Source organism: Streptomyces sp. NPDC007896, from assembly GCF_042959425.1.
Taxonomy (GTDB): Bacteria; Actinomycetota; Actinomycetes; order Streptomycetales; family Streptomycetaceae; genus Streptomyces.
Window position 1 is genome coordinate 400,519 of the sequence record NZ_JBIBKX010000003.1, and the last position, 23,758, is coordinate 424,276.

The following is a 23,758-nucleotide window of genomic DNA, read 5'->3' on the forward strand; positions in this document are numbered from 1 at the left end:
GGCGGTCGGGGCGGCGCGCGTCAAGCCGTTTCACCGGCGTCCGCGAGGAGCGTGCTGCCTGTCATGAAGGCCGAGAGGTCGCTGGCGCAGAACAGCACCACCCGGGCGATGTCGTCGGGCACGCCGAGCCTGCCGAGCGGACCGGGCCGCATCACGGACAGGAGTGCCTCGGAGTCCAGCGACACCCCGGCCGCGGCGGCTGCCTCCAGGTTTCCTTCCGTGGGCACGAACGTCGGCGCGACGCCCAGTACACGAATGCCCAATGGGGCGAATTCCAGGGCGAGTTGCCGGGTGAGGCCACGTGCCGCGTGCTTGGAGCCGACATACGCGGCGAGACCGGGCGCCGTGCCCCGGAACCCGGCCGTGGAGACGACGTTGACGATGACACCGCCGTGTCCGGCCGCGCTCATCCGGCGTGCGGCCTCCCGTGAGCCGAGGAAGACCCCGCGAGTGTTCACGGCGAACACTCTGTCGAAGGCCTCGCCGGACATCTCCAGCGCGGGCGCGTCGGGGAAGACCCCGGCGTTGTTCACCCAGATGTCGACCCCGCCGAGTTCCCGGACCGCGAGGTCGGCCGCGGCCGTGATGCTGTCGGGGTCGGTGACGTCCAGATGGGCGGCGAGCACGCGGCCGGGACCTCGGGCGCCGAGCTCTGCGGCGACGGCGGTGGTGAGCTCGTCCCGGATGTCCGCGACGAGCACGTCCGCTCCCGCTTCGGCCAGCCGCTCGGCGACGGCCCGGCCGAGGCCTCGGCCCGCACCGGTGACGACGGCACGCCGCCCGGAGAGCGACACGAGTTCGGCCAGAGACTTGGACGAGACGTCGGGTACAGATGTCTGCACAGTGAATCCTCCGCGCGAAGACGTGGTCAGATCCGGCCGCGCCGGGCGGTCTCGCCCAGCCATGCCAGAGAGGGCTTGGGACGGCGCTCGAACGTCTCGCGGTCGACCGCGACCAGGCCGAACGTCGGCGCCCAGTGGCCCCACTCGTAGTTGTCGAGCAGGCTCCAGTGCAGATAGCCGCGTACGTCCACGCCGTCGGCGATCGTCTTGCCGAGGTGCTCAAGGGCTTCGCCCGTGTAGGCGATACGGCGGGTGTCGTCGCCGGTGGCGATGCCGTTCTCGGTGACCAGGATCGGCAGACCGTCGGTGACCTCGGCGGTGTGACGTACCGCGATGCTCAGCGCGTCGGGCCGGTAGGCGGTGCCCACGAGCGTGTTGTCCGGGTGCGGCGGGTGGGGCTCGATGCCGTCCAGATCGACCCACTGGCTGGAGTACGACTGCACGCCCACGAAATCGTCGCCGCGCGACCCGGCCAGGTAGAGGTCCTCCCAGACGTATTCCAGATCCCGCTTGTTGTTCTCCGCTCCGGGACGGGCCACGAAGGCGCGGTTGGCGACCGTCCAGCCGACTTTGGCGTCGGTCCGCTCGTGCAGCACCTTTCGCGCGGCCCGGTGTGCCTCGACGAGCCGTTCGCCGATCACCACGTCGGGGGCCGGCAGCGGCGGGCGCAGGCCCTCGTTGTCGACAGTGGGGCTCTGCCACTCCTCGGCGACCTGCGGGTTCTGGAAGGCCCGCGCCATGCCGACCATGATGGCCAGCATGTTCGGCTCGTTCATGGTGACGACCCACTCCACGCCTTCGAGGATCGGCGCGACGGTCTCGACATACGACCGGAACCGGTCCACCGCACGGTCGCCCAGCCAGCCACCTTCCTGCGCGAACCAGAGCGGACTGGTGAAGTGGTGCAGGGTGACGACCGGTGTCAGGCCGAGTTCGAAGGCCGTTTCGATCATGCGCCGGTAGTGGGCCAGTTCGGCGCGCGAGACCATGCCGGGGATCGGCTCGATCCGTGCCCACTCGATCCCGAAGCGGTATGCGTTGAGCCCGGCGTCGGCGAGCAGACGCATGTCCTCGCGGTAGCGGTGGTAGCTGTCGCAGGCGTCGCCGCTGCGCTCCATGCCGGGGATGCGTCCCTCGTTCGCCCAGAAGTCGCTGTTGAGGTTGTTGCCTTCGATCTGGTGCGGTGCGGTGGAGGCTCCCCAGAGGAACCCGGGCGGGAATTCGGTCATCATCGACTGCTTTCCTGAGTGTCCGTGGTGTGTGCGTCTCGTGGCGCTTGCGTCAAGATCCGGCGTTTCGGGCGTGGTCGGCGACGGCCTCGATGCGGACCTTCACGCGGTGGGTGACGAACGGGCCGAGCGCAGTTCGCATGTGAGCGACGCGCGATGTCCAACCCCTACCGTGTGGTTAGTTTTCGTTGGGACGGTAGACCGGGATGACCAAAGGCGGGAAGCCTGCCGCTCGGCTTCGTGATCAGAACGTTATGCGGCGGTGTCTCGGCCGGTGGGGCAGCGGGTGCGCTGTGAGCGCGTCTGGCACCGGCGGCCCGTATGCGGAGGCGGCACCCCACGAGGGCCCGCTGCGGCAATGCGGCGGGAAGGGTGCGTACTGCTTGGCGCTTGTGGCCGACAGGGGCGAGATCGGCCCGTGTTGCAGCAGCCCTTTGGTCGCCACGGGGCGCATCCGGAGTGCCGGTGGGGCGTGGCCTACCGCGCGGTGCCAAGCCCGAGGTGGCGTCGTCGGCAGCCGGATCGATGAATGGCGCCGGTCTCGTGGAGACGGATCGTAGGCTTCAGGGCGGGGTGGGGGCGGGCCGCCCGTTCGATGGAGTTCGAGGGCGGCGGCAGCCCGCCGCGGCACGGCTTCGCGTGACCGTTCGGGCCGTGCTGGTCGCCGTCGGTTCCCGGTTGTCCAGGGCCCCCGCCGGCCTGGGCGGGGCGGGCCGAAGCGGTGCGGATTCATCCATGAGTGGCACCGCTCCGAAGGGGGCGGCGGCAGTTTCAGTCGTTGGCGCTGTCGTGGTCGAAGAGCAGTCGTACGAAGTCGGTTACGGGCCCGACGATATCGAGCTCCTGGTCCAGCACCCACTGCAACTGGAGCCCGTTGAGCACGGCATGGAAGAGGACTGCCGCGCTCTCCGGGCTGACGTCTGCACGCAGCCTGCTGCGAGCGGCCTCGTCGCGGAATCCGTCGGCGAACTGGGTGCGCCCGCGCTCGTAGCGCTCGACGAAGTAGGCGTGGGCGGGATGATCCGGCCGAGAGGCCGCGGCGGCGAGCTCGATCCACAGGCGCATCAGTTCGGGCGCCTTCTGGTGGTGGTGGATGAGCTCGCCCAGATAGGGGGCGAGCCGGCTGGGGTTGTCCACTGCCTCCAAGCCTTGCTGCCATTCCTCCGCGTCGCGGTCCGCGAGCACCTCGGCGAGAAGTTCGTCCTTGTTGCGGAAGTGGTGCAGGAGGCCGGCGTGGGTGATGCCCGCTCGTTCCGCGATGTCGCGCAGGGAGGCTTTGGCGTAGCCGTTCTCGGCGAAACTGTCACGTGCCGCTCGTACGATCTCCGCCTTGCGGGCTGGTGTCTTGGCATACGGTCCGCGCGCTTTGGCCTGGCCCACGGTGTGCTCACTCTCCTCGACGAAGCCGGTCCGGGACGGTTCAACGCAGCGGCTAAGCCCTCAAAACTTACCACCGGTTGGGATTTGCCTTGCCCTCTTCGTCTCGGGCGATGGGCGTTCGATGGATAACGCTCTGGTCACGAAGGTCGACCGCACTCTTCCCGTGCCTGCCGTGCGGAACCTAACGTCCAATCAGAAATTAACCGGATGGTAAGAGTTGGCGCCGTCGCTCCTCCAGGGTCGCCGGAGGGGGCGTGCTCACGGGTGGTGGTGTGCGGAGCGGCGGCGTTCGGCGGTCGGCCTTACGGGTGCCGGCGTCCGGATGGGTCCACTGATCGAGCAGGGGAGCCGACGATGGCTCAACCGTCCCCGGGTTGTTCCGGTGCGGGGTCACGCCGCCGTGCCGTGCGGAGAGCGGCAACCCCAATGCCGCCAGGCGGAGTTGACCGTCCGTTTCAGCCGTCGGTGGGGGCGCCCTCGTAATGCTGGAGGAACTGCTCCACGAACGCGAGGGCCTCCGTGTGCCGGGTCGTCATGCCCATCGTGTCCTCCATCATGATGATCCGGCCCAGCGCGTTCATCAGCATGAGCAGCACGGCCGGCGACACCTCGGGCGGCAGCTGCGCACCGGTCTCCGTGAGGCGCCGGGTGAGTGTCTCCAACTGCGCCTCGCGGTAGCGCTCGGCCCGGTCGGCGAGTTCGGCGCGGATCGCCTTGCGGTGATTGGCCAGTGCCGTGAACTCCGTGGTCAGCGCGTTTCCCGGGTGGCTGGTGAGCTGCCACAGAGCGCGCAGCGGCTGTGGGCCGTCCAATCTGCGGGCCACCCGCTCCAACTCCTCGTCGCCGCGTCGCCGCAGCACGGCAAGGAACAGGTCGTCGAGCGTACGGAAGTAGTACAGCACCAGTGCCGGGGCGACTTCGGCCTCGCGAGCCACCCGGCGGACGCCGACCGAGGCGTATCCCTCTTTGAGCATCAGCCGCTCGGTGACGTCGAGAAGGACCTGGCGCGTCTTGGAGTTCTCGGTGCCCATACGGCGAGGCGCAGTCATGCGCCTCATTGTCGTCGACGTCGTCCTTGACGGTGCCGAGGCGCGGTGTTAAACAGTTGTTCAGCACTCGTGTTAAACACTCGTTCAACGCGTGAACGGAGGGCCGGGCCGATGGCACGGACCACAGGCGAGGCGACACCGGACCACCGCTGCACGGGCACCCGCGACCTGCGCGTCGAAGACGTCGTACGGCTCGGCATGCTGCACGTCTGCTTCGTGCGCAGCCCCGTGGCACGGGCCCGCATCACCGCGATCGACGTGCCGGCGGCACTCCAACTGGACGGTGTGCACGCTGAATTCGTCGCACAGGACCTCAATCCCGGCGTGCGGGGGCAGTGGTACACCCGGGACGGGCGCGACGACCCCGACACGCCGCGCCCGCCGCCGGCCGAGGACGCGGCGGAACAGGTCGTCGTCGAGCATGACGAACTGCCTCCGGTCGCCGACTACGCCACCGCCCTGGAGTTCACCCACTCCGTCCACGCGTCCCGTCCCGGCGACCTGGTCGGTGAACGCACCGGACGCCCGATGGAGGACCTCGCGCCGGTCTTCGAAGCCGCGCCGCAGGTGGTCGGCGTGACCGTCCGTCAACAGGCGTACTGCCCGGTGCCGATGGGGACCCGGGGCATCGTCGCCGAATGGTCCGCACCCGCCGGGGAGACGATGAACTGGGCGGCGACGCAGTCCCCGCACGAGATCCGTTCCTTCCGCGCCCGGCTGCTCGGCGTCGACGAGCGCCGGGCTCGCCTGGTGATGCGCGACACCCGTGGCGCGTTCGGGCAGAAGGTGCTGTCGCAGCGCGAGGACAGGCGCGTGATGCTCGCCGCCGCCGAGCAGCCCGCCGCGCTGAAGTGCAAGCCGGCCCATTCGGGCATGGCACCCTCGCCGAGGTCGCGGGCGCCCTGATCGGGCGGTTCGCCGAGAACCTCGCTGCCGAACTCGACGTACCCGCCCCGGCTTCCGCTGCCGTACCCGCCCCGGCCCCGGATGTCGCCGAACCCGTCGACCTCATCGACGCCGCCGGCGTAGGCGCCCTCGAACGCCTCGCACCGGCGGCCACCGCGCTCGCCGTGCTGCTCCTCCTCGCGCTCCTCGTGCGAGGCCTCCGACGCACCGACCGGTGACCAGGCCTCCCCGCCACCGTCACCGCGACCAACTCAACCGTCCCAGGAAAAGAGGTCACTCATGCCCGGACGAGTGGAAGGCAAGGTCGCCTTCATCACCGGTGCCGCCCGCGGCCAGGGCCGCAGCCATGCCGTACGGCTGGCCGAAGAGGGCGCCGACATCATCGCCGTCGACGTGTGCAAGCAGCTCGACGGCGTCACGTTCCCGATGTCGACCCCCGAAGATCTGGAGGAGACGGTCAACCAGGTCCAGAAGCTGGGCCGCCGTATCCACGCCGTGCAGGCGGACGTCCGTGACCACGACGCCCTCAAGGCCGCCGTGGACGACGGCGTCGCCGAGTTCGGCCGCCTGGACATCGTCGCGGCCAACGCGGGTCTGGGCAGCGACGGTGCCACGCTCGACGTGATGGAGGAGAAGACCTGGCGCGACATGATCGACGTCAACCTGACGGGCGTCTGGTTGTCCGCCAAGGTCTCCATCCCGCACATCGTCGCGGGCGGACGGGGCGGATCCATCATCCTGACCAGCTCCGTCGGCGGCCTGAAGGGCTACGCGAACATCGGCCACTACATCGCCGCCAAGCACGGGGTGGTCGGGCTGATGCGCACGATGGCAGGGGAGCTGGGTCAGCACGGCATCCGCGTCAACACGCTGCACCCCACCCAGGTCAACACACCGATGGTGATGCACGAGGGCACCTACCGCATGTTCCGCCCCGACCTGGAGAACCCCACCGCCGACGACTTCGCCGCGGTGTCGCAGAGCATGCACATGCTGCCCACACCCTGGGTCGAGTCGCTGGACATCAGCAACGCCGTGCTCTTCCTCGCCTCCGACGAGTCCCGTTTCGTCACCGGCGTGACGCTGCCGATCGACGCCGGAGCCCTGCTCAAGTGAGCCGCACACCACAGGGAGATGCGTCCGTGACCACTGCCGACACCATCTACTGGGACCCCTACGACCCCGCCCTCGCCCGAGACCCCTACCCCCTCTACGCGCGCATGCGCGAGGAGTCTCCGCTCTACTACAACGACCGGCACGACTTCTACGCCGTCAGTCGCCACGCCGATGTCCAGCGGGGTCTCGCCGACTGGCAGACCTACTCCTCGTCCCGCGGCGACATCCTGGAGATCATCCAGGCAGACGTCGAACTCCCGCCCGGCACCCTCATCTTCGAGGACCCGCCCGTCCACGACATCCACCGCCGCCTGCTCGCCCGGGTGTTCACCCCTCGCCGTATCGCCACGCTGGAGCCACGGGTGCGGGCGTTCTGCCGGCGCGCGCTCGAACCGGTCATCGGCGCCGAGCGGTTCGACCTCGTGGAGGCCGTCGGCGCCGAGATGCCGATGCGGGTGATCGGGATGCTCCTGGGCATTCCGGAGGCCGACCAGCCCGCCATCCGCGACCTCACCGACGAGACGCTGGGCACCGAGGACGGCGGAAAGATCAACCACGAGGACATCCTCAGTACGGACGCCTTCAAGGAATACATCGAGTGGCGCAAGCAACACCCCTCCGACGACCTCATGACCGAGCTGATGACAGCCGAGTTCGAGGACGAGAGGGGCGTCACCCGCACCCTCACCGTCGAGGAGGTCCTGACCTACTGCTCCGTGGTCGCCGGAGCCGGCAACGAGACGACGGGGCGTCTCATCGGGTGGTTCGGCGCCCTCATGGCCCGATACCCGGCGGCACGACGGGAGTTGGCGGCCGACCCGGGCCTCATCCCCAACGCCATCGAGGAGGTCCTGCGCTTCGAGCCCACCGGACCGTTCACCGGGCGCCACGTCACCAAGGATGTCGAGTTGTACGGCCGCACGGTGCCGGCCGGCAGCGCCATCCTCTTCATCCAGGCCGCCGCCAACCGCGACCCCCGGCGCTTCGACGACCCGGACCGCTTCGACATCCACCGGGTCACCCAGCACATGAGCTTCGGTGTCGGCGCCCACTACTGCCTGGGCGCGGCCCTGGCCCGGCTGGAGGGCAGGATCGCGGCCGAGGAGATCCTCAAGCGGTTCCCCGGCTGGGACGTGGACTGGGACCACGCCGAGCTGGCGCAGACCTCGACCGTCCGCGGCTGGAAGACGCTGCCGCTCGTCATCGAAGGAGCCCGATGACGACCGAGCGGTGGAACGTCACCGTCGATACGCGGCTGTGCGTCCGCACCGGGCTGTGCGCCGCCTCCGCGCCCGAGCGGTTCGAGCTCGACGAGAACGGCCAGGGGCACGCGAGGTCCGCCACCCTGCCGGCGTCCGAAGAGGTGCTGGAGGTGGCCGAGTCGTGCCCGATCGAGGCCATCGGCATCAGGGACGCGGACAGCGGCGAGCGGGTCTTCCCGCCGTCGGGCACCTGAACATTTCTTCAACTGACTGACTGCTAAGGCAGTTGACTTCACGCCACGACGAAACTAGATTCCTGTCATGCGGAAATGATGTTCTCGAATCTGCGTAACACTGCTCTCCGAGGAGTCTGGTGTCGTGGTCCAACCGTCCGTGAAGGAACAGATCGTCCTGGCCGCCGAGCGGCTGTTCGCCGAGCACGGCCTCGACGGGGTGTCTCTGCGCCAGATCAGCACGGCGGCCGGGAACGGCAACAACACGGCGGTGCAGTACCACTTCGGCACGAAGCAGCACCTTGTCCAGGAGATCTTCGAGTACCGCCTGCCGGAGCTGAACGAACGGCGCGGGCTGCTGGTCGCGCGTCGGCGCCCGGACGATCTCAGGTCATGGGTGGAATGTCACCTCCTGCCTGTCCTGGAGCAGGGCGAGCAGGAGGGCAGCCACTATCTCAGCTTCGTCGCGATGCTCCAGCAGTACGGCCGCCGGGACGTCTTCGAACGCCTTTCAGCCGAACTGAGCAGGCCCACCACCGACTTCGTCGAGCGGATCGGCACCCTGCTGCCGCACATTCCCGAGCCGTTGCGCAGGCACCGCATCGCGCAGGCCCTGGCCTTCGGCGTGCACGCCGCGTCCGAACGCGAACGCACCCGGGCCAGGGGCGGGCACGTGCTGCCCTTCGCCGTCCACGTCGGCGACCTGCTGGACGGCCTGGTCGGCTTCCTCCAGGCCCCCGTGTCCTCGACGACCTCGTCCGTGCTCGGCGAGACGGTGCCGAGTGAACCGGTCCTGCCGTTTCATCCCTGAACAGCCGCCCTTCCATCCGTGAGCGGAGGAACGACGCCGCGATGAGTATCGATCTGCACAACGCCGTGGCCGTGGTCACCGGCGCCGGCAGCGGGATCGGCCGCGCCGCCGCCCACGCCTTCGCCCGGCGCGGAGCACGTGTCGTGGTCACCGACCTCGTCGGCGAGCGGGCGCACACCGTCGCCGGTGAACTCGGTGCCCGGGGCATCGCCGCGGAATGCGACGTGACCAGTCTGGACGCCCTGCAAGCGGTGCGGAAGCTGGCCCTCGACCGCTTCGGCCGCCTCGACCTGGTCATGAACAACGTCGGCATCCTGGCCGTCGGCCCCGTCGAGGACATCCCGCTGGACGCGTGGCAACGCGTCGTGGACGTCAACCTGTTGGGTGTCGTACGCAGCAACCTCGTGTTCCTGCCGCACCTGTTGGAGCAGGGGTCGGGCCATGTCGTCAACACCGCTTCCACGGCAGGTCTGTTGCCCTACGGATTCGACCGCCTGCCGTACACCGCGACCAAGCACGCGGTCGTAGGCCTGTCCGAGGCGCTCGCGCTCTACCTGCGCCCACGCGGCATCGGCGTCTCCTGCCTGTGCCCGGCGGGCGTCGCCACCAACATCGTCGAGCAGATCAGCTTCTACGGGAAGCCTGCACCGCCCCGAGGCCCCGACTTCCCCGTCCTGGACGCCGATTCGGTCGGCGAACTCGTCGCCGAGGGAGTCACCCACGACCGCTTCCTCATCCTCACCGCACCCCAGGCCGCCGACGAACTGCGCGAGCACGGTGCCGATGTCGACGCCTACCTGTCCCGTCTGACGAAGGACGCCTCATGAGCAGCACACTCGACAGGCTCCGCCTGGACGGCAAGGTCGCCGTCGTCACCGGCGGCGCCGGCGCCATCGGCCAGGTCTACGGCCGGGCACTGGCCGAGGCCGGCGCCGCCGTCGTCCTCGCGGACCTCGACGGCGAAGGCGCCGAGCGGGCCGCCGGGACACTGGCCGCGGACGGCCTGCGCGCGCTCGGCGTGCAGGCCGACATCACCGACCGCGCCTCCGCCGCCGACATGGCCGCGAGGACCACCGCGGCCTTCGGCGGCATCGACATCCTGGTGAACAACGCCGCGTTGATGGCCGAGATCCCCCAGGTCGACATCCTGGACCTGCCCAACGACTGGTTCGACCGGGTCATGCGCGTCAACGTCCTCGGCGCCGTGATCTGCGTCGGCGCGGTCAAGGCGTCCATGGTCGAGCGCGGCGGCGGACGCATCATCAACCAGGTCTCCGCAGGCGCCTTCATGGGCGGCGGCATCTACGGCGTCAGCAAACTCGCCCTGGTCAACATCACCGTCGGCCTCGCCCGCTCACTCGGCCCACTCGGCATCAACGTCAACGCCATCGCCCCGGGCCTGGTCGAGAACGAACCCGGCCTGCGCAGCCTCCCCGCCGACCACCCCGCACGCGCCGCCCTCACGGCCGCCATCCCGGGCAAGAAATCCGCGCCTGCCGAAGACCTGCTCGGCACGCTGCTGCTGCTCGCCTCCCCGGCCGGCGAGTGGATCAACGGCCAGGCCATCAGCGTCGACGGCGGCTGGGTCACCCGGCTGTGACCGGCACCGGGACCCCCGGGACACGGGTCGGCTTCATCGGACTGGGCAGCCAGGGCGCACCGATGGCCCGCCGCATCGCCGAGGAGCCGTTCCCCCTGACGCTGTGGGCGCGTCGCCGTACGTCCACGGACGCCTTCGCCGATACGGCCGCCACCGTGGCGGCCACACCGGCCGAACTGGGGGCAGCCAGCGACATCGTGTGCCTCTGCGTCGTCGCGGACGCGGACGTCGAGGACGTACTCCTGCGCCCCGACGGCGTACTGAACGGCATGGCTCCCGGCGGGATCGTCGCCCTCCACTCCACCATCCATCCCGACACCTGCCGACGCGTCGCCGAGGAGGCCGCCAAGCGGGAGATCGCGGTGGTGGACGCGCCGGTCAGCGGCGGAGGCGCGGCAGCCGCCGAACGCAGACTCCTGGTCATGGCCGGTGGACAGGAGGCGGACGTCGCCCGCTGCCGCCCGGTGTTCGACACCTTCGCCGACCCGGTCATCCACCTCGGACCGCTGGGCAGCGGCCAACTCGCCAAGCTGCTCAACAACTTCGTGTTCACCGCCCAGGTCGGCCTGGCACTGGACACCTTCTCCCTCGCCGACGGGCTCGGCATGGACCGCACCGCGGTCGCACAGGTGCTCGCGCACGGCACCGGCGGCAGCCGCGCCGCGGCCGTCCTCGCCGCTTCCGGCTTCAACACCGACGGGCTGCGCCGGGCCCTGCCGCTGCTGCGCAAGGACGTCGGCCTCCTGCTCGACGTCGCCGACACGGCCCGGGCTTCCCGGCCCCGGACGCTCGCGGACCTCACCGCGCACACCCTGTCGACGCTGGGCCGGAGTCCGGCGCCCTGACCACCTCCCCACCCGGACGACCCCAAGGCGGCACCGACATGACCACGTCCCTGACCCACGACCTCGGCACCACCGGTCCCCTCGTCGACGGCACCTGGCTCGACACCACGTCCGCGGGCCGGCAGGACCACATCAACCCCGCGACCGCCCGCGCCAACGGCACCGTCCTGCTCGCCGGACCGAAGGAGGTCGACGTCGCCGTCGCGGCGGCGAAGAACGCCTTCCCCGAGTGGCGGGCGATGTCCCCGGACCAGCGCCGCCGCATCCTCCAACGCGTGGAGGAGCTCATGCTGGAGCGCGTGCCCGAACTCGCCCGGCTGAACACCCTCGAACTCGGTGTCCCCTTCCGTGTGTCGGCGGGACTGGCCCACCTGTCCGCGGGCTGGTTCGGCTACTACGCCGGCTGGGCCGACAAGCTGGAGGGCGCCACCATCCCGCCCAGCCCGCGCATGGTGCCGGGTCTCGACTACACCGTCCCCGAGCCGTACGGCGTGATCGGCGTCATCCTCACCTGGAACGGCCCGATCATGTCGGTCGGCATGAAGATCGCCCCCGCGCTCGCCGCCGGGAACTGCGTCGTCGTCAAGTCCCCCGACCTGGCCCCGTTCACCGTGGCCCGGTTCGCGGAGATCGCCCTGGAGGCCGGGCTGCCCCCGGGCGTGCTGCACGTCCTGCCCGGCGGTCCGGAGGCGGGCGAGCGGCTGGTCCGCCACCCCGACGTCGCGAAGATCTCCTTCACCGGCGGCATCCCGACCGCGAAGAAGATCCTCGACGCGGCCCGCCACACCCTCAAGCCCGTGCTGCTCGAACTCGGCGGCAAGACAGCCGACATCGTCTTCCCCGACGCCGACCTCGACGAGGCCGTGGCCGAGACCGTCCGCTCCTGCTACACCCTCTCCGGCCAGGGCTGCAACCTCACCACCCGCATGCTGGTCCACCGCGAGGTGTACGACAGGGTGGTCGCCGCCACCGGTGAGGCAGCCGCCGCACTGCGCGTCGGAGACCCCTTCGACCAGGCGACCGCCCTCGGCCCGGTCGTCGGCAGGACGGCCCACGAACGCATCCTGGGGATGCTCGAACGCGCGGCCAAGGACAGCCGGTTGGTCGTCGGCGGCCACGCGACCGACTCCTCGACGCTGCCCCCGGACAACCGCGACGGCTACTTCATCGACCCGACGGTCCTCGCCGACGTCGACCCGCACAGCGAGGTGGGCACGCACGAGGTCTTCGGCCCCGTCCTGTCCCTGATCCCCTTCGAGAACGAGGACGAGGCGGTCGAACTGGCCAACTCCACCCCCTACGGCCTCGGAACCGTCATGCACACCCACGACGTGACCAGGGTCCAACGCCTCGTCCCACAGCTCCAGTCGGGCACCGTCCTCGTCAACGGCGCCTCGGGCCAGCCGCCGGGCGCGCCCTTCGGCGGCTACAAGCAGAGCGGCTACGGCCGCGAAGGCGGCAAGGAGGGCCTCTACGAGTTCCTCCAGACCAAGAACGTGTTCATCCGCGCATGAGCTGCCGCCCCACCCCCTCGCCCCAGGAGACCTCATGGACGACACCCCGGCGGTCCGCACCCTGGCAGAAGTCCTGCCCGCCCATGAACCACCCTCGCCGGCCACGCCGTTCGGCCGCGCCGCACGTGACTTCCTCTACGGCGAGGTCTGGTCACGCCCCGGACTGAGCCGCCGGGACCGCCGCTGGGTCACGCTGACGTGCGTGGCCGCCGCCGACTCCCCGCAGCCCATCGAGGATCACGTCCACGCGGCGCTCGCGAGCGGCGACATCGGCCTGGAGGCCATGCTGGAGCTCGTCCTGCACTTCGCGGTGTACTGCGGCTGGCCCAAGGCGTCCCACCTGGAGGGAGCCATCGCCCGCCAGTGGGACCGCATCCACCGCGAACGCGGCGAACAGACGCCTCCCTGGCCGCAGTTGACCAACGACACGCTCGGTCCCGGCGCGTGGGACGAGCGACTCAAGCGCGGCGTCGAGGAGTTCATCGACGTCAACCTCACGCCCGCACCGCCCGCGAACTCGCCGTACCGGCACGCAGGCATCCTGGGCTTCGTCTTCGGGCACGTCTGGCAGCGCCCCGGACTGGCCCGCCGCGAACGCCGGATCATCACCGTCGCCAGCGTCGCCCTCGACGATTCGCCCGTCCCCTTGCAGACGCACGTCAGGGCCGCGCTCCACTCCGGCGACCTCTCCAAGGAGGAGATGGACGAGATCGTGCTGCAGTTCGCCGCGTACTACGGCTTCGCGAAGGGGGAGGCACTGGCGGACGCGGTCGAGAAGGCGTGGGCGACCATGCCCGACTGACCGGCCGGTCTCGCGACCAGTGGTCCACCAGAGCACAGTCCCTCTTCGACGAGGCCCTGCCGGGTCGCTGCTGATGCGACGAGCGATGGGCCGGGGGCTCAGCGGTATTCCGGGGTGTCGAGCAGGTAGCGGACGATCGCGGTCTGAAGGTGGCTGCGCAGCTCGGTCCAGGGCAGTGGACGCTCGGACTCAAGGAACTCGCCCTGGGTGATACGGTGCGCGATCGCGGCGTAGACCAGGCGGAAGGCGAAGTCCAGCGCGGCCGGGGGATCCGGGTGTGCGACGGGTAGGTGGCGCAGTGCGTCGGCGAAGTGGCGGTTGCCCTCGACGCTGACGCGCGAGCCCTCGACCCGTACCGCTTCGTGCCGGGTGCCGAGCAGCAGGAAGACGCGCAACAGGGCCTCGTGCGCGCGGAAGGCGTCCGTGATCGCGCCGACCGCTTCGGCGATTGCCACGGCGGGATCGCGCAGGAGACGCAACCGTTCCATCGACATGCGTTCCGTGATCTCGGCCTGGAGATTCTCGGTGAAGGCGTGCTGGATGGCCAGCAGAAGCCCTTCCTTGTCGCCGAACCGGCGGTAGATGCTGCCGACCGCCATGCCGGCCCGCTCGGCGACCGCGGCCACGGTCAGCGCGTCCACTCCACCCTCTTCGAGCAGCGCGTACCCGGCCTGCATGAGGTCCTGCTGCGAACGGCGACTGCCTTCACGGAGGGCCGCGGGCCTGCGGGTGGGGGACTCGGTCATCCGCGCAGTTTATCGACCGGGCTCTTGACGTCCATGTTGCCGTTGTGTGAATCTCGCTTCACATCAACTGTGAATCTAGATTCACACCAAGCTGCGGCACGCACCGCACGGTCGAGCCGTCCCCCTCTCCCATCCACCACGACCCCTCGCAACGGCGCGGGGCTGTCTCTGGAGGTGTCCGATGGCTCCGCGTTACGACATTGCCGTTGTCGGCTATGGTCCGACCGGACTTGCCGCGGCGTCCCTGCTCGGTCGGCTCGGCCACCGGGTGGTGGTCTGTGAGCGCTGGCCGGCTCTCTACGGGCTGCCCCGGCTCACCCACATCGACGACGAGACCGCACGTACCGTCCAGGCGGCGGCTGACGTCGACGAGGCGCTGCGGGACTCGTCCCCGTGCGAGTACCTGTGGGTCAACGGCAAGGACGAGACGCTCGTGCGCATCCCGGCGAACCCTGCCGGCCCGATGGGATATCCGGATCACATCTCCATGTACCAGCCGGACGTGGAGCAGGCTATGGACAAGCGGTTGCGCGGTTACCGCTCGGTCGACGTCCGCCAGGGCTGGGCGGTCACCGGCCTCGACCAGGACGACGACGGTGTCACCCTCCGCCTGGGCGGCTGGAACGCCGAGACAAGCTGTGCGGACGGCCCGCACGACGAGGTCCGGGCCCGCTATGTGATCGCCGCGGACGGCAGCCGCAGCGGGGTACGGGAACTGCTCGGCGTGGACCGCGAGGATCTCGGGTTCAACGAGCAGTGGGTCAACATCGACACCGAGTGGCTGCGCCCCCAACCTCCGGAATTCGCGTACGGCACCCAGTACTGCGACCCCGCGCGCGGGCACATGACCATCAACATCGGCAGCACCCGCCAGCGCTTCGAGTTCGCCCTGCTGCCCGGCGAGACCCGCGAGCAGATGACCACCCCGGAGACCGCCTGGCGGCTCCTGCGCGAGTACCACGGTCTGGGCCCGGACGACGTACGGATCACCCGTCAGCTGGTCTACGGCTTCGAGGCGCGCATCGCCAACCGCTGGCGCACCGGGAGGGTCTTCCTGGCCGGTGACGCCGCCCACACCATGCCCCCCTACCTCGGTCAGGGCGCGTGCAGCGGCCTGCGGGACGCCACCAACCTCGCCTGGAAACTCCACCTCGTCCTCGGCGACCGGGCGCCCGACACCCTGCTGGACACCTACGAGAGCGAGCGCCGCCCGCACGTCACCGCCATCACCCATGCTGCGATCGGCCTCGGCAAGGTAGCCAACACGCACGACGCCGGGGCCGCGACCGCCAGGGACGCGGCGTTCTTCGCGGGCAAGGTGCCTCCGCCGCCCCCGTTCCCGTCCCTTACCCAGGGAGTGCTGCGCCAGGGTACGGACGCGCCGGTCGGCACCCTCACTCCGCAGGGCCGCATCCGTCTGGCCGACGGACGCACCGGACGGTTCGACGACCTGACCGGATACGGCTTCACCCTGGTCGCCGCCGAGGACCCCGCCACCGCCCTCGGCCCCGAGCGGCTCGCCCGGCTGGAGCGCCTGGGCTGCGCCGTGGTCGCCCTCGACACGGTCGACGACCTCGACGGCCGGCACCAGGAGTACCTCCAACTGCTCGGCGCCGTCGCCTACTTGGCGCGTCCCGACTTCGTGCTGTTCGGTACGGCGAACGACCGCACGGACCTGGCCGCGCTGGTCGACGATCTCGACGCCGCGCTCTCCGGAACGGTCGGAGCCGCCGTATGACGACCGGGGATCCCGGGGCGGGGGACGCGCTGCCTCCGCTGATAGCGGCTCAGCACAGGGCCATGCCCTTCACCCGGCTCATCGACTGTGGCATGGACCATGCGGACGCCCGCCGGCTGCTCACCGGTGCCGGCGTCGGACTCCCGTGGCAGGACGCGGCAGCGATACTCGCCGACACCCAACTGGAGCGTGCCCGCCTCGCCGAGACGAGCGGCCACGACGTCACCGCCCGACAGGCGCGCCGATACGCAGCCGCGGCCCTGATGTTCGCGCAGATGGCGTACCAGACCGACACCGCGGAGAAGCGGGAGCTCTACGCCCGGCACACGGCCGTGACCGCCGCCCTCGTACCCGACGTGGAGCGCGTGGAGATCCCGCACCGCGACGGCATCCTCGGCGGGTGGCTGTGCCTGCCTGCCGGCCCGCCCCGCGCCACAGTGATCGTGTGGGGCGGGCTCAGCGGCTGGGGCGCGGCGTATCTGCCGGTCGCCGACGCCTACACCGCGCGCGGCCTGGCCTGTCTGCTCGCGGAAGGGCCCGGCCAGGGCGAGTCACGGCTGCGCCACGGGCTGTACGTCGACGAACGCGTCACCGACGGCTTCGCCCGCTTCGTCGACCTGGTCGAGGCCGATCCCCGCCTCGGCGGCGCCATCGGCGTCCAGGGCGTCAGCTTCGGCGGCCTGTTCGCCGCCCATCTGGCCGCCGCGGATCCGCGCGTCGCCGCGGTGGTCGTCAACGGTGCTCCGGCGGTTCCGACCGTCCCTGAATTCCGCACCGCCCGCGAGCAGATGGCCGCCGTGGTCGGTACGGACGACCTGGGCCGGGTGGCCGAGGTCATGGACGGTCTGCGCTTCGATCCGGACAAGGACCGCATCCGCTGCCCGCTGCTCCTGCTGCACGGGGGCCGCGACCCCCTCGCCACCTACGAGGACCAGGAGCCGTTCCTCCACGCGGCCGACCCAGCGACCTCCACGGTGCGGATCTGGCCCGACGGTGAGCACACCCTCTACAACCACGCCGCCGAACGCGACGCGCTGACCGGTGACTGGTTCGCCGACCACCTCACCGCCCGGGCCGCCCCGAAGAGTTAGGGAGACCAAGTGGACTTCACGGTCGAGACCGCCACCGACGCGGTGGTGGAGAGCTTCCGGGAGACCAAGGACCGGCGGCTGCGGCAGGTCATGGAGAGCCTGACCCGTCACCTGCACGACTTCGTGCGGGACATCGAACCCACGATCGAGGAGTGGGAGGCCGCGAGCGATTTCCTCACCGAGACCCTGAACGGGTCTGTGGAAGGGACCGCGAGCACCGTCCTCGGTCCCTTCCACATGACCGAGTCGCCCCGCCGCGAACTCGGCGACTCCATCGACCTCCTCGGCACCGGCCGCCCCTGCGTGGTCTCCGGCCGCGTCCTCGCCGCCGAACACCGAACTCGACGTGTGGCAGTGCTCGGAGGACGGTTTCTACGACGTGCAGCAGCCCGACGTACAGCCGCCGGGCAACGGACGCGGGCTGTTCCGCACGGATGGCGAGGGCCGTTACTGGTTCCGTACCGTCGTCCCCTCCCCTTACCCGATCCCCACCGACGGCCCGGTCGGCCGCTTGCTCGAAGCCGCCGGCCGGCACCCCTACCGGCCCGCCCATGTCCATTTCATCGCGAGCGCCGAGCACCACCGTCCGGTCACCACGCATGTGTTCGTCGCGGGCAGCCCCTACGTCGATTCGGACGCCGTCTTCGCGGTCAAGCGGGGTCTGATCACCGACTTCACCGAGTCGTACGACGCGCGGGACGCCGAACGCCTTGGCGTGACCGTGCCTTTCACCCACGCCGAGTTCGACATCGTCCTGGCTCCGCAAGCGGAGACGACGGGATGACCTTCGCCTACGAGGCCCTGCCGATGCGGGTGGTCTTCGGTGCCGGCAGCCTGCGCCAACTACCCCTGGAGGTAAGGTGGTTGGGCCTACGGCGGCTGCTGGTGCTGTCCACCCCCGGTCAGCGCGCTCTCGCCGAGCACGCGGCCACCCTGTTGGACGAAGCGAGTGCCGGTCTCTTCACCGAAGCCCGGATGCACGTACCGGTCGAGATGGCCGAAGCGGCCCGCGACGCCGCGCGCGAGGCCGGCGCGGACGGCTGCCTGGCCGTCGGCGGCGGCTCCACCGTCGGTCTGGCCAAGGCGGTCGCCCTGACGTCCGGCCTGCCCGTGATCAGCGTGCCGACGACCTACTCGGGCTCGGAGATGACCACCGTGTGGGGACTCACCGAGAACGGGCGCAAACGCACCGGTCGTGACCGGGCCGTCCTGCCCCGCAGCGTGGTCTACGACCCCGAACTCACCGTCGGCCTCCCCGCCGACGTGTCGGTCACCAGCGGGTTCAACGCCATCGCCCATGCCGTGGAAGCCCAGTACGCGCCCGACGCCTCGCCGATCGTGTCCCTCATGGCGGAGGAGGGGGTGCGCTCGCTGGCCACCGCCCTACCGGTCATCGCCACCGACCCCGCCGACATGGGGGCCCGCACCGACGCGCTGCGCGGAGCCTGGCTGTGCGGGGCGTGCCTGGGGGCGACGACCATGTCGCTGCACCACAAGCTGTGCCACATCCTCGGCGGCACCTTCGACCTCCCGCACGCCACCGTACACGCGGTCGTCCTTCCGTACACCGCCGCCTTCAACCTCCCCGCGGCGCCGGCCGCCGGGCAGGCCCTGCTCCGTGCGCTGGCCACGGACGACGTGGCGAAGCATCTCGCGCGAGCATCCGCCGGACTCGGTGTTCCCCGTTCCCTCGCCGAACTCGGCGTCACCGAGGGCGACTTCGACGAGATCATCGCCCAGGCACAGGCCCGGCCCTACGCCAACCCGCGACCGGTCACCGCCCAAGCCCTCCGCGCCCTCCTCACGGATGCCCTGAAGGGAACCCTCGCGCCCTGACCTTGAACCCCACGGACAACTCCCGCACATCGCCCACGCCAGGAGAAGGAAATGATCAAGTTGGTGGCCGCCGTACGGCGACGCCCCGGTATTACGCACGCCGAGTACGCCGAGTACGCCGAGTACGTCGAGTACGTCGAGAAGGTGCACGGCGGGATAGCCCTCGCCGACAGACTCACCGTGCGCAAGTACGTCCAGAACCACGTCCTGGACGGCGCCTACGGCATGCTCGGGGACACGGGCTACCAGGCGACACTGCCCCGTGACTCCGTGACCGAGCTGTACTTCGACGACCTCGCCTCCATGGGACGAACCTTCGACCCGTACGCGCGCGAGGTCATCGGCCCCGACGCGGTCAACTTCAGCGACCAGCCGTCCGCGCTCAGCCTGCTCGTCGAAGAGAGCGAGGCAGAGGCACCCCGACCCGGCGACGGCAGGGTGAAGGTCCTCCACTTCCTCAAGGCCGCCGACGGGATCACGCCGGAGGCCTTCCGGAAAGGCCTGCGACGGGCTTACGAGGAGGTGCTCGCCGACTCGTCCGGGCCCGCCCGGTACCTGCGCGGCCACCAGTGGAACACGCCCCTTCCCGGGGACGGCATCCGCGTACTTCGGAAGCGCATCGGAACAGCCCGCGTACGACGCCTACTCCGCCCTCTGGTTCGACGAGGCGGACGCCCTGACCGGCTTCCGCGCCTGTCAGCAGGCCTTGACCGACCGCGCGGAGAAGCACGGGGCGCTCCTTCGGCCCTCGCTGTCCTTCTTCCTCGTCACTCGGGAAGTCGTGATCTTCGATGACCTGCCCGACGGCGGTATCGCTGCATGAGCCACCGACTCAGACCGTTGTGCTCCGGTCGAGATTGTTCGTAAGCTTTCCGCTTGGAAGGTATTGAATCGTTTCAGTACCTGACGGGGGAGGGACACCCCTGTTCCAGCGCGGTGCGCTTACGAAAGGAATACGAGCCGTGGCCGAGGAGAACAGAAGTGCGTTGAGCCGCCGACACATGCTCGGCATCATGACGGCCGCGGCAGCCGGGGCCTCGCTCCAGCCGGCCACCGCGCCGAACGCCTGGGCGTCCGGCGGACACGCTGCCGTATCCGCGAGGCTGCAGGTCAGCTCCCGGACCCGGCCCCTGGGCACGGAGACCGCGCCGGCGTTCAGCTGGCTGCCCCCGGTGGCCAGGCAGACCGCGTACGAGATCCAGGTCGGCACCGGGCCGGGCAGGGCGGACGTCTGGCGCAGCGGCAAGGTGGCGAGTTCGAACTCCACCGAAGTGGCCTACGGGGGAGGGGCGTTGAGGTCGGAGCAGGCGTACTTCTGGCAGGTGCGGATCTGGGACGAGAAGGGCGCACCCGGCCCCTGGAGCGAACCGGCGACATGGGAGACCGGCTTGCTGAAGGGTGAGAAGGACTGGGCGGGCGCGCGGTGGATCGGCGGCCGTGAGGCGCAGGACCACGACTGGAAGGACCTGACCGCGACCGTCGTCTTCCGCGGCGGTCCCGACGCCGCCGGCGGGCTGGCCCTGCTGCTGCGCGCCGAACCCGTCGGCAAGACCTGGGGCGAGGGCCTCGACTGGACCATCCGGCAGAGCGGCGACGACATGCAGCTGGTGATGCGGACCAGCCACTACGCCGGTAACACCTGGGTAGACGACGGCACGTCCGAGCCGAACGGGGGCGTCGACCACTACGACCCCCAGAGCGAGACCAACCCCACTACCGCGGGCACCCGCAGCGTCCCGGTCGGCACGGTCGCCCTCCCCGCCTCAACCGGGCTGACCAAGGAGACCTGGGCCACCCGCGACCACACGGTGGCGGTGGCCGTCGGCGGGCTCACCGTGACCATCACCGTCAACGGCGTCCTGGTCGACAGCCGTACGCTCACCGGGGACCAGATCCGCCGCCACGGAAGCTTCGGCTTCGGCGGCGGCACTTCCGCCACCGTCCGCAGCGTCGAGGTGACCGGAACCGGTGCCCGCGACTTCTCCGTCGACCTGACCACGGGCGCCAACCCGTTCGAGAACGGCATCGGCACCCTCGCCGGTCTGACCTTCCCGCCGAAGAACCCCTACATCCCGTCCAAGAACAGTGTGCTGCCGATCGCCAACCCGGCCCCGGTGCTGCGCCGCGCGTTCACCCTGCCCCGAGGCCGCCGTATCGCGAAGGCCCGTCTGCACCTGAGTGCTGCCGGCAACGTGACCTTCACCGTCAACGGCGCCCCGATCACCGTCGACGGCAGGCGTGCGGCCCGGGACCGCACCAACGTGCCCCGCCTGCTGACCGACCAGAGCACCTACGACCGCACGGTCCTCTACGACACCTTCGACGTCACCGCCCAACTGGAGGCAGGCGGGCGGAACGTACTCGCCGCCGAACTGGGTCGCGGCTGGTACGGCGTCACCACACCCCAGGAGTGGTACTGGCAACTCGCCCCCTACGTCGGCCAGCCCCGCCTGCGCGCGAAGCTCGTCGTTACCTACGCCGACGGCTCCCGCACCACACTCGTCACTGACCGGGACTGGCTCAGCACGGACGGGCCCACGACGTTCGACTCCGTCTACTCGGGCGAGAAGTACGACGCCCGGCGAGCGGACCGGCTGGGGGAGTGGCGCTCGCCCGGCTACCGCACCGGCCGCGACTGGCGCCCGGCCACCGTCCTGATCCCGCCCGGCAGTTGCTCCGACCCTTCGCCCAAGTACCATGGCGCGCTCCCCGCCACGACCATCCCGGACGGCTTCAAGCCCGCCGTCCTGCGCGCCCATGAGGCGGAGCCCGTGCTGGTCAACCAGACGCTGCGCCCGGTCTCGATCACCGAGACGGCGCCCGGCTCGGGGACCTGGGTCCTGGACTACGGCCAGATCCTGACGGGCCTCGTCCACCTACAACTCACCGGCATACGCTCCGACAAGGAGGGTCTCACCCTGCGCATCCGCGGCGGGAACCGCATCGTCAGCGGTGACGGCACGACCGGCTCCCCCCTCTCCGTCGAGGAGGAGAACTTCCAGCACGACGCCAACCTCCAGACGCACTACTACACCCTCGGCAAGCGGCCGACGCAGACTTGGGAACAGCAGTTCAGCCACTTCGGCTTCCGCTACCTGGAAGTGATGAACCTTGAGGCCGTCCTCGGCCGAGCCCCCGATCTCCACCGCGACGCGAACGTACTGACCGTCGGCGTAGCCCGCACCGGCTTCGCCCGCACCGGCACCTTCACCACCGACAACGCCCTCCTCAACCGCCTCCAGCGCAACCTGGAATGGGCCGAACAGAACAACCTCGTCCAGAAACCCACCGACACCCCCTCCCGGGAGAAGAACGGCTGGACAGGCGACGCCATGGCAAGCTCCGAGTCCGAGTCGCTGACCTGGGACGTCAACGCCGTACTCACCAACTACCTGCGCCACTTCCCCGACACACAGATCTCCACCGGCCAGCTCCCCATGTTCGTCCCCATCGCCAAGGGCGGCTACGGCTACGACCACACCCCCGGCTGGAACGCCGCGTGGAAGGCTGTGCCCGCCTGGGACTCGGCGTACTTCGTCATTCCGAGGGAGCTGTACACCTACTACGGCAACAGCACCCTGTTCGCCGAGCTGTACGAGCACCAGGACACGCTTCTGAAGTACTACGAGACGCTGTTCACCGCCGACAACGACTACAAGTTCGAGGCGTCTCTCGGCGCCTACTCAGGAGCCGAGGCACCCGGCAGCAACGCCGTGATCAGCCTCGCGTTCTACATCCACTTCTGCGACTACATGGACGAGGTGGGCCACAAGCTGGGCCGCACCGAACGCGCCGCCCACTACGCGAAGTTGGCACGCAGGCTCCGCAAGGCGTTCATCGCGAACTACTGGGACCCCTCCCTGGGCTACTTCACCCAGGGCAGCGTCTCCAGCGAGAACGCACTCGCCATCGCCTTCGACCTGGTCCCCGGTTCGGACCTGAAGTCCGACGACCCCCGCTTCCTCTCCGGAACGAAGAAGCTGGCGGAGAACAAGAAGGCTCTCGCGAAGTTGCTGGCCGACCGGATCGTAGCCGCGGACCAGCACATCCAGAACGACATGTACGGCTCGCGCTACGAGTTCAACATCCTCAGCGAGTACGGCTACACGGATGTCGCGTTGAAGGCTGTTACGCAGACCGGAATCCCCGGCTACGTCTACCAGATCGCCAAGGGCGCCACTTCGCTTTGGGAGCAGTGGACCGACCGGCTCTCGGTCGACCACCATTATCGTTCCAACGTGGCGACCTGGTTCTACCAGAGCCTGGCCGGCATCAAGCCGACCTGGACCGCCTACGAGACGCTGCGTATCCGCCCTTACATCCCCTCGTCCGCGGTGAACAGCCGGGTCCCGAAGGGCACCGAGGACACTGACTTGGCACCGGCCACCCTCGACCACGTCAGCGCCTCGATCGACACTGCGCGCGGCACGGTGTTCTCGGAATGGCGCCGCCGCCCAGACGGCATAATTGCCCTTGCGGTGGCCGTCCCGTACAACACCGAGGCCGAGATCTGGGTCCCCACCCAAGAGAAGCCCGTTACCGCGCCCCGGGGCGTCGCCTTCGTCCGCGAGGACGTCTCCGGCGGCGCGGCCTACAAGGTCTACCGTGCCCGTGCAGGGTCCTTCCGCTTCAATGCCGGGTGACCTGACCCGGCAGAGCAACGCACCGTGCCAAGTTGTCGCTCTCGGCGCGGTGCGCATGCGGTCGGTTGCACGACAGACCCCGTCGGCGCCAACCCTCCGGAATCACGCAGGAACAGGTGGCCCGCCTGGCCGGCGTCGAGTAATTGTCAATTCCTGTGGATCGGTCCTGCCGCCT

Annotated in this window: 21 protein-coding genes and 1 pseudogene; 17 read left to right on the top strand and 5 right to left on the bottom strand. The window is 69.9% G+C overall.

Annotated elements, in window-relative coordinates:
• Positions 1-20 precede the first annotated feature (20 nt).
• The 4 genes from ACFZDJ_RS13065 to ACFZDJ_RS13080 all read right to left on the bottom strand — a co-directional run bounded on the left by ACFZDJ_RS13065 (position 21) and on the right by ACFZDJ_RS13080 (position 4,500).
• The gene (locus ACFZDJ_RS13065) at positions 21-842 is read right to left on the bottom strand and encodes a glucose 1-dehydrogenase (protein ID WP_391058434.1); all 822 of its coding nucleotides are present in this window, start codon (positions 840-842) and stop codon (positions 21-23) included.
• Positions 843-868: 26 nt separating this feature from the next.
• Positions 869-2,071 (bottom strand): family 1 glycosylhydrolase, encoded by a 1,203-nt coding sequence (locus ACFZDJ_RS13070; RefSeq protein WP_391059140.1) that lies wholly within the window; start codon positions 2,069-2,071, stop codon positions 869-871.
• Positions 2,072-2,842: 771 nt separating this feature from the next.
• Entirely contained in the window at positions 2,843-3,451 is a 609-nt protein-coding gene (locus ACFZDJ_RS13075) for a TetR family transcriptional regulator (protein WP_391058438.1), read from the bottom strand.
• Positions 3,452-3,906: 455 nt separating this feature from the next.
• Complete coding sequence (locus ACFZDJ_RS13080) at positions 3,907-4,500, bottom strand: TetR family transcriptional regulator (RefSeq protein ID WP_391058441.1); 594 nt, start codon at positions 4,498-4,500, stop codon at positions 3,907-3,909.
• Positions 4,501-4,611: 111 nt separating this feature from the next.
• Between ACFZDJ_RS13080 and ACFZDJ_RS13085 the strand changes: the two genes are divergently transcribed.
• The 11 genes from ACFZDJ_RS13085 to ACFZDJ_RS13135 all read left to right on the top strand — a co-directional run bounded on the left by ACFZDJ_RS13085 (position 4,612) and on the right by ACFZDJ_RS13135 (position 13,529).
• Positions 4,612-5,406: a molybdopterin cofactor-binding domain-containing protein gene (locus tag ACFZDJ_RS13085; RefSeq protein ID WP_391058444.1), complete on the top strand. Its 795-nt coding sequence runs from the start codon at positions 4,612-4,614 to the stop codon at positions 5,404-5,406.
• Complete coding sequence (locus ACFZDJ_RS13090; RefSeq protein ID WP_391058447.1) at positions 5,352-5,624, top strand: hypothetical protein; 273 nt, start codon at positions 5,352-5,354, stop codon at positions 5,622-5,624. The genes ACFZDJ_RS13085 and ACFZDJ_RS13090 overlap by 55 nt, the downstream gene beginning before the upstream one ends.
• Before the next feature lie 61 nt (positions 5,625-5,685).
• A complete protein-coding gene (locus ACFZDJ_RS13095; RefSeq protein ID WP_391058450.1) occupies positions 5,686-6,522 on the top strand; it encodes a mycofactocin-coupled SDR family oxidoreductase in 837 nt (278 codons plus the stop codon).
• Positions 6,523-6,548: 26 nt separating this feature from the next.
• The gene (locus ACFZDJ_RS13100; RefSeq protein WP_391058453.1) at positions 6,549-7,742 is read left to right on the top strand and encodes a cytochrome P450; all 1,194 of its coding nucleotides are present in this window, start codon (positions 6,549-6,551) and stop codon (positions 7,740-7,742) included.
• Entirely contained in the window at positions 7,739-7,978 is a 240-nt protein-coding gene (locus ACFZDJ_RS13105) for a 4Fe-4S domain-containing protein (protein WP_391058456.1), read from the top strand. Before ACFZDJ_RS13100 ends, ACFZDJ_RS13105 begins: the two co-directional genes overlap by 4 nt.
• 124 nt (positions 7,979-8,102) lie before the next feature.
• Positions 8,103-8,768 (top strand): TetR family transcriptional regulator, encoded by a 666-nt coding sequence (locus tag ACFZDJ_RS13110; protein WP_391058459.1) that lies wholly within the window; start codon positions 8,103-8,105, stop codon positions 8,766-8,768.
• A 41-nt stretch (positions 8,769-8,809) separates the two neighbouring features.
• Positions 8,810-9,595 (top strand): SDR family oxidoreductase, encoded by a 786-nt coding sequence (locus ACFZDJ_RS13115; RefSeq protein WP_390161696.1) that lies wholly within the window; start codon positions 8,810-8,812, stop codon positions 9,593-9,595.
• Entirely contained in the window at positions 9,592-10,368 is a 777-nt protein-coding gene (locus tag ACFZDJ_RS13120) for an SDR family oxidoreductase (RefSeq protein WP_391058463.1), read from the top strand. Before ACFZDJ_RS13115 ends, ACFZDJ_RS13120 begins: the two co-directional genes overlap by 4 nt.
• Positions 10,365-11,213: an NAD(P)-binding domain-containing protein gene (locus ACFZDJ_RS13125; RefSeq protein ID WP_391058466.1), complete on the top strand. Its 849-nt coding sequence runs from the start codon at positions 10,365-10,367 to the stop codon at positions 11,211-11,213. Before ACFZDJ_RS13120 ends, ACFZDJ_RS13125 begins: the two co-directional genes overlap by 4 nt.
• Positions 11,214-11,251: 38 nt before the next feature.
• Positions 11,252-12,727, top strand: a complete 1,476-nt coding sequence (locus ACFZDJ_RS13130) for an aldehyde dehydrogenase family protein (RefSeq protein ID WP_391058468.1) — start codon at positions 11,252-11,254, stop codon at positions 12,725-12,727.
• 34 nt (positions 12,728-12,761) lie between these two features.
• Positions 12,762-13,529: a carboxymuconolactone decarboxylase family protein gene (locus ACFZDJ_RS13135; RefSeq protein WP_391058471.1), complete on the top strand. Its 768-nt coding sequence runs from the start codon at positions 12,762-12,764 to the stop codon at positions 13,527-13,529.
• Positions 13,530-13,627: 98 nt separating this feature from the next.
• Here the strand turns inward: ACFZDJ_RS13135 and ACFZDJ_RS13140 are convergent, their stop codons facing one another.
• Positions 13,628-14,275 (bottom strand): TetR family transcriptional regulator, encoded by a 648-nt coding sequence (locus ACFZDJ_RS13140; RefSeq protein ID WP_391058473.1) that lies wholly within the window; start codon positions 14,273-14,275, stop codon positions 13,628-13,630.
• Positions 14,276-14,456: 181 nt separating this feature from the next.
• Between ACFZDJ_RS13140 and ACFZDJ_RS13145 the strand changes: the two genes are divergently transcribed.
• The 6 genes and pseudogenes from ACFZDJ_RS13145 (at position 14,457) to ACFZDJ_RS13170 (ending at position 23,583) form a co-directional block, all read left to right on the top strand.
• Positions 14,457-16,013, top strand: coding sequence for a bifunctional 3-(3-hydroxy-phenyl)propionate/3-hydroxycinnamic acid hydroxylase (locus ACFZDJ_RS13145; protein WP_391058475.1), 1,557 nt, complete (start codon positions 14,457-14,459; stop codon positions 16,011-16,013).
• Complete coding sequence (locus ACFZDJ_RS13150) at positions 16,010-17,104, top strand: serine aminopeptidase domain-containing protein (protein ID WP_391058478.1); 1,095 nt, start codon at positions 16,010-16,012, stop codon at positions 17,102-17,104. The genes ACFZDJ_RS13145 and ACFZDJ_RS13150 overlap by 4 nt, the downstream gene beginning before the upstream one ends.
• Before the next feature lie 9 nt (positions 17,105-17,113).
• A pseudogene (locus tag ACFZDJ_RS13155) lies at positions 17,114-17,888 on the top strand (dioxygenase).
• Positions 17,885-18,940, top strand: coding sequence for an iron-containing alcohol dehydrogenase (locus ACFZDJ_RS13160; protein ID WP_391058481.1), 1,056 nt, complete (start codon positions 17,885-17,887; stop codon positions 18,938-18,940). Before ACFZDJ_RS13155 ends, ACFZDJ_RS13160 begins: the two are co-directional and overlap by 4 nt.
• 51 nt (positions 18,941-18,991) lie before the next feature.
• On the top strand, positions 18,992-19,735 hold the full coding sequence (locus tag ACFZDJ_RS13165; RefSeq protein ID WP_391058485.1) for an EthD domain-containing protein: 744 nt from the start codon (positions 18,992-18,994) through the stop codon (positions 19,733-19,735).
• Between the two features lie 218 nt (positions 19,736-19,953).
• The gene (locus ACFZDJ_RS13170; RefSeq protein ID WP_391058488.1) at positions 19,954-23,583 is read left to right on the top strand and encodes a family 78 glycoside hydrolase catalytic domain; all 3,630 of its coding nucleotides are present in this window, start codon (positions 19,954-19,956) and stop codon (positions 23,581-23,583) included.
• Positions 23,584-23,758 lie beyond the last annotated feature (175 nt).

Bases quoted from the DNA above. Each gene is read 5' to 3' on its own strand.
- ACFZDJ_RS13105 (WP_391058456.1), top strand. From the start codon at position 7,739: ATGACGACCGAGCGGTGGAACGTCACCGTCGATACGCGGCTGTGCGTC.
- ACFZDJ_RS13150 (WP_391058478.1), top strand. From the start codon at position 16,010: ATGACGACCGGGGATCCCGGGGCGGGGGACGCGCTGCCTCCGCTGATA.
- ACFZDJ_RS13070 (WP_391059140.1), bottom strand. From the start codon at position 2,071: ATGACCGAATTCCCGCCCGGGTTCCTCTGGGGAGCCTCCACCGCACCG.
- ACFZDJ_RS13130 (WP_391058468.1), top strand. From the start codon at position 11,252: ATGACCACGTCCCTGACCCACGACCTCGGCACCACCGGTCCCCTCGTC.
- ACFZDJ_RS13145 (WP_391058475.1), top strand. From the start codon at position 14,457: ATGGCTCCGCGTTACGACATTGCCGTTGTCGGCTATGGTCCGACCGGA.
- ACFZDJ_RS13120 (WP_391058463.1), top strand. From the start codon at position 9,592: ATGAGCAGCACACTCGACAGGCTCCGCCTGGACGGCAAGGTCGCCGTC.
- ACFZDJ_RS13140 (WP_391058473.1), bottom strand. From the start codon at position 14,275: ATGACCGAGTCCCCCACCCGCAGGCCCGCGGCCCTCCGTGAAGGCAGT.
- ACFZDJ_RS13160 (WP_391058481.1), top strand. From the start codon at position 17,885: ATGACCTTCGCCTACGAGGCCCTGCCGATGCGGGTGGTCTTCGGTGCC.
- ACFZDJ_RS13115 (WP_390161696.1), top strand. From the start codon at position 8,810: ATGAGTATCGATCTGCACAACGCCGTGGCCGTGGTCACCGGCGCCGGC.
- ACFZDJ_RS13080 (WP_391058441.1), bottom strand. From the start codon at position 4,500: ATGACTGCGCCTCGCCGTATGGGCACCGAGAACTCCAAGACGCGCCAG.
- ACFZDJ_RS13085 (WP_391058444.1), top strand. From the start codon at position 4,612: ATGGCACGGACCACAGGCGAGGCGACACCGGACCACCGCTGCACGGGC.
- ACFZDJ_RS13095 (WP_391058450.1), top strand. From the start codon at position 5,686: ATGCCCGGACGAGTGGAAGGCAAGGTCGCCTTCATCACCGGTGCCGCC.
- ACFZDJ_RS13165 (WP_391058485.1), top strand. From the start codon at position 18,992: ATGATCAAGTTGGTGGCCGCCGTACGGCGACGCCCCGGTATTACGCAC.
- ACFZDJ_RS13170 (WP_391058488.1), top strand. From the start codon at position 19,954: ATGACGGCCGCGGCAGCCGGGGCCTCGCTCCAGCCGGCCACCGCGCCG.
- ACFZDJ_RS13135 (WP_391058471.1), top strand. From the start codon at position 12,762: ATGGACGACACCCCGGCGGTCCGCACCCTGGCAGAAGTCCTGCCCGCC.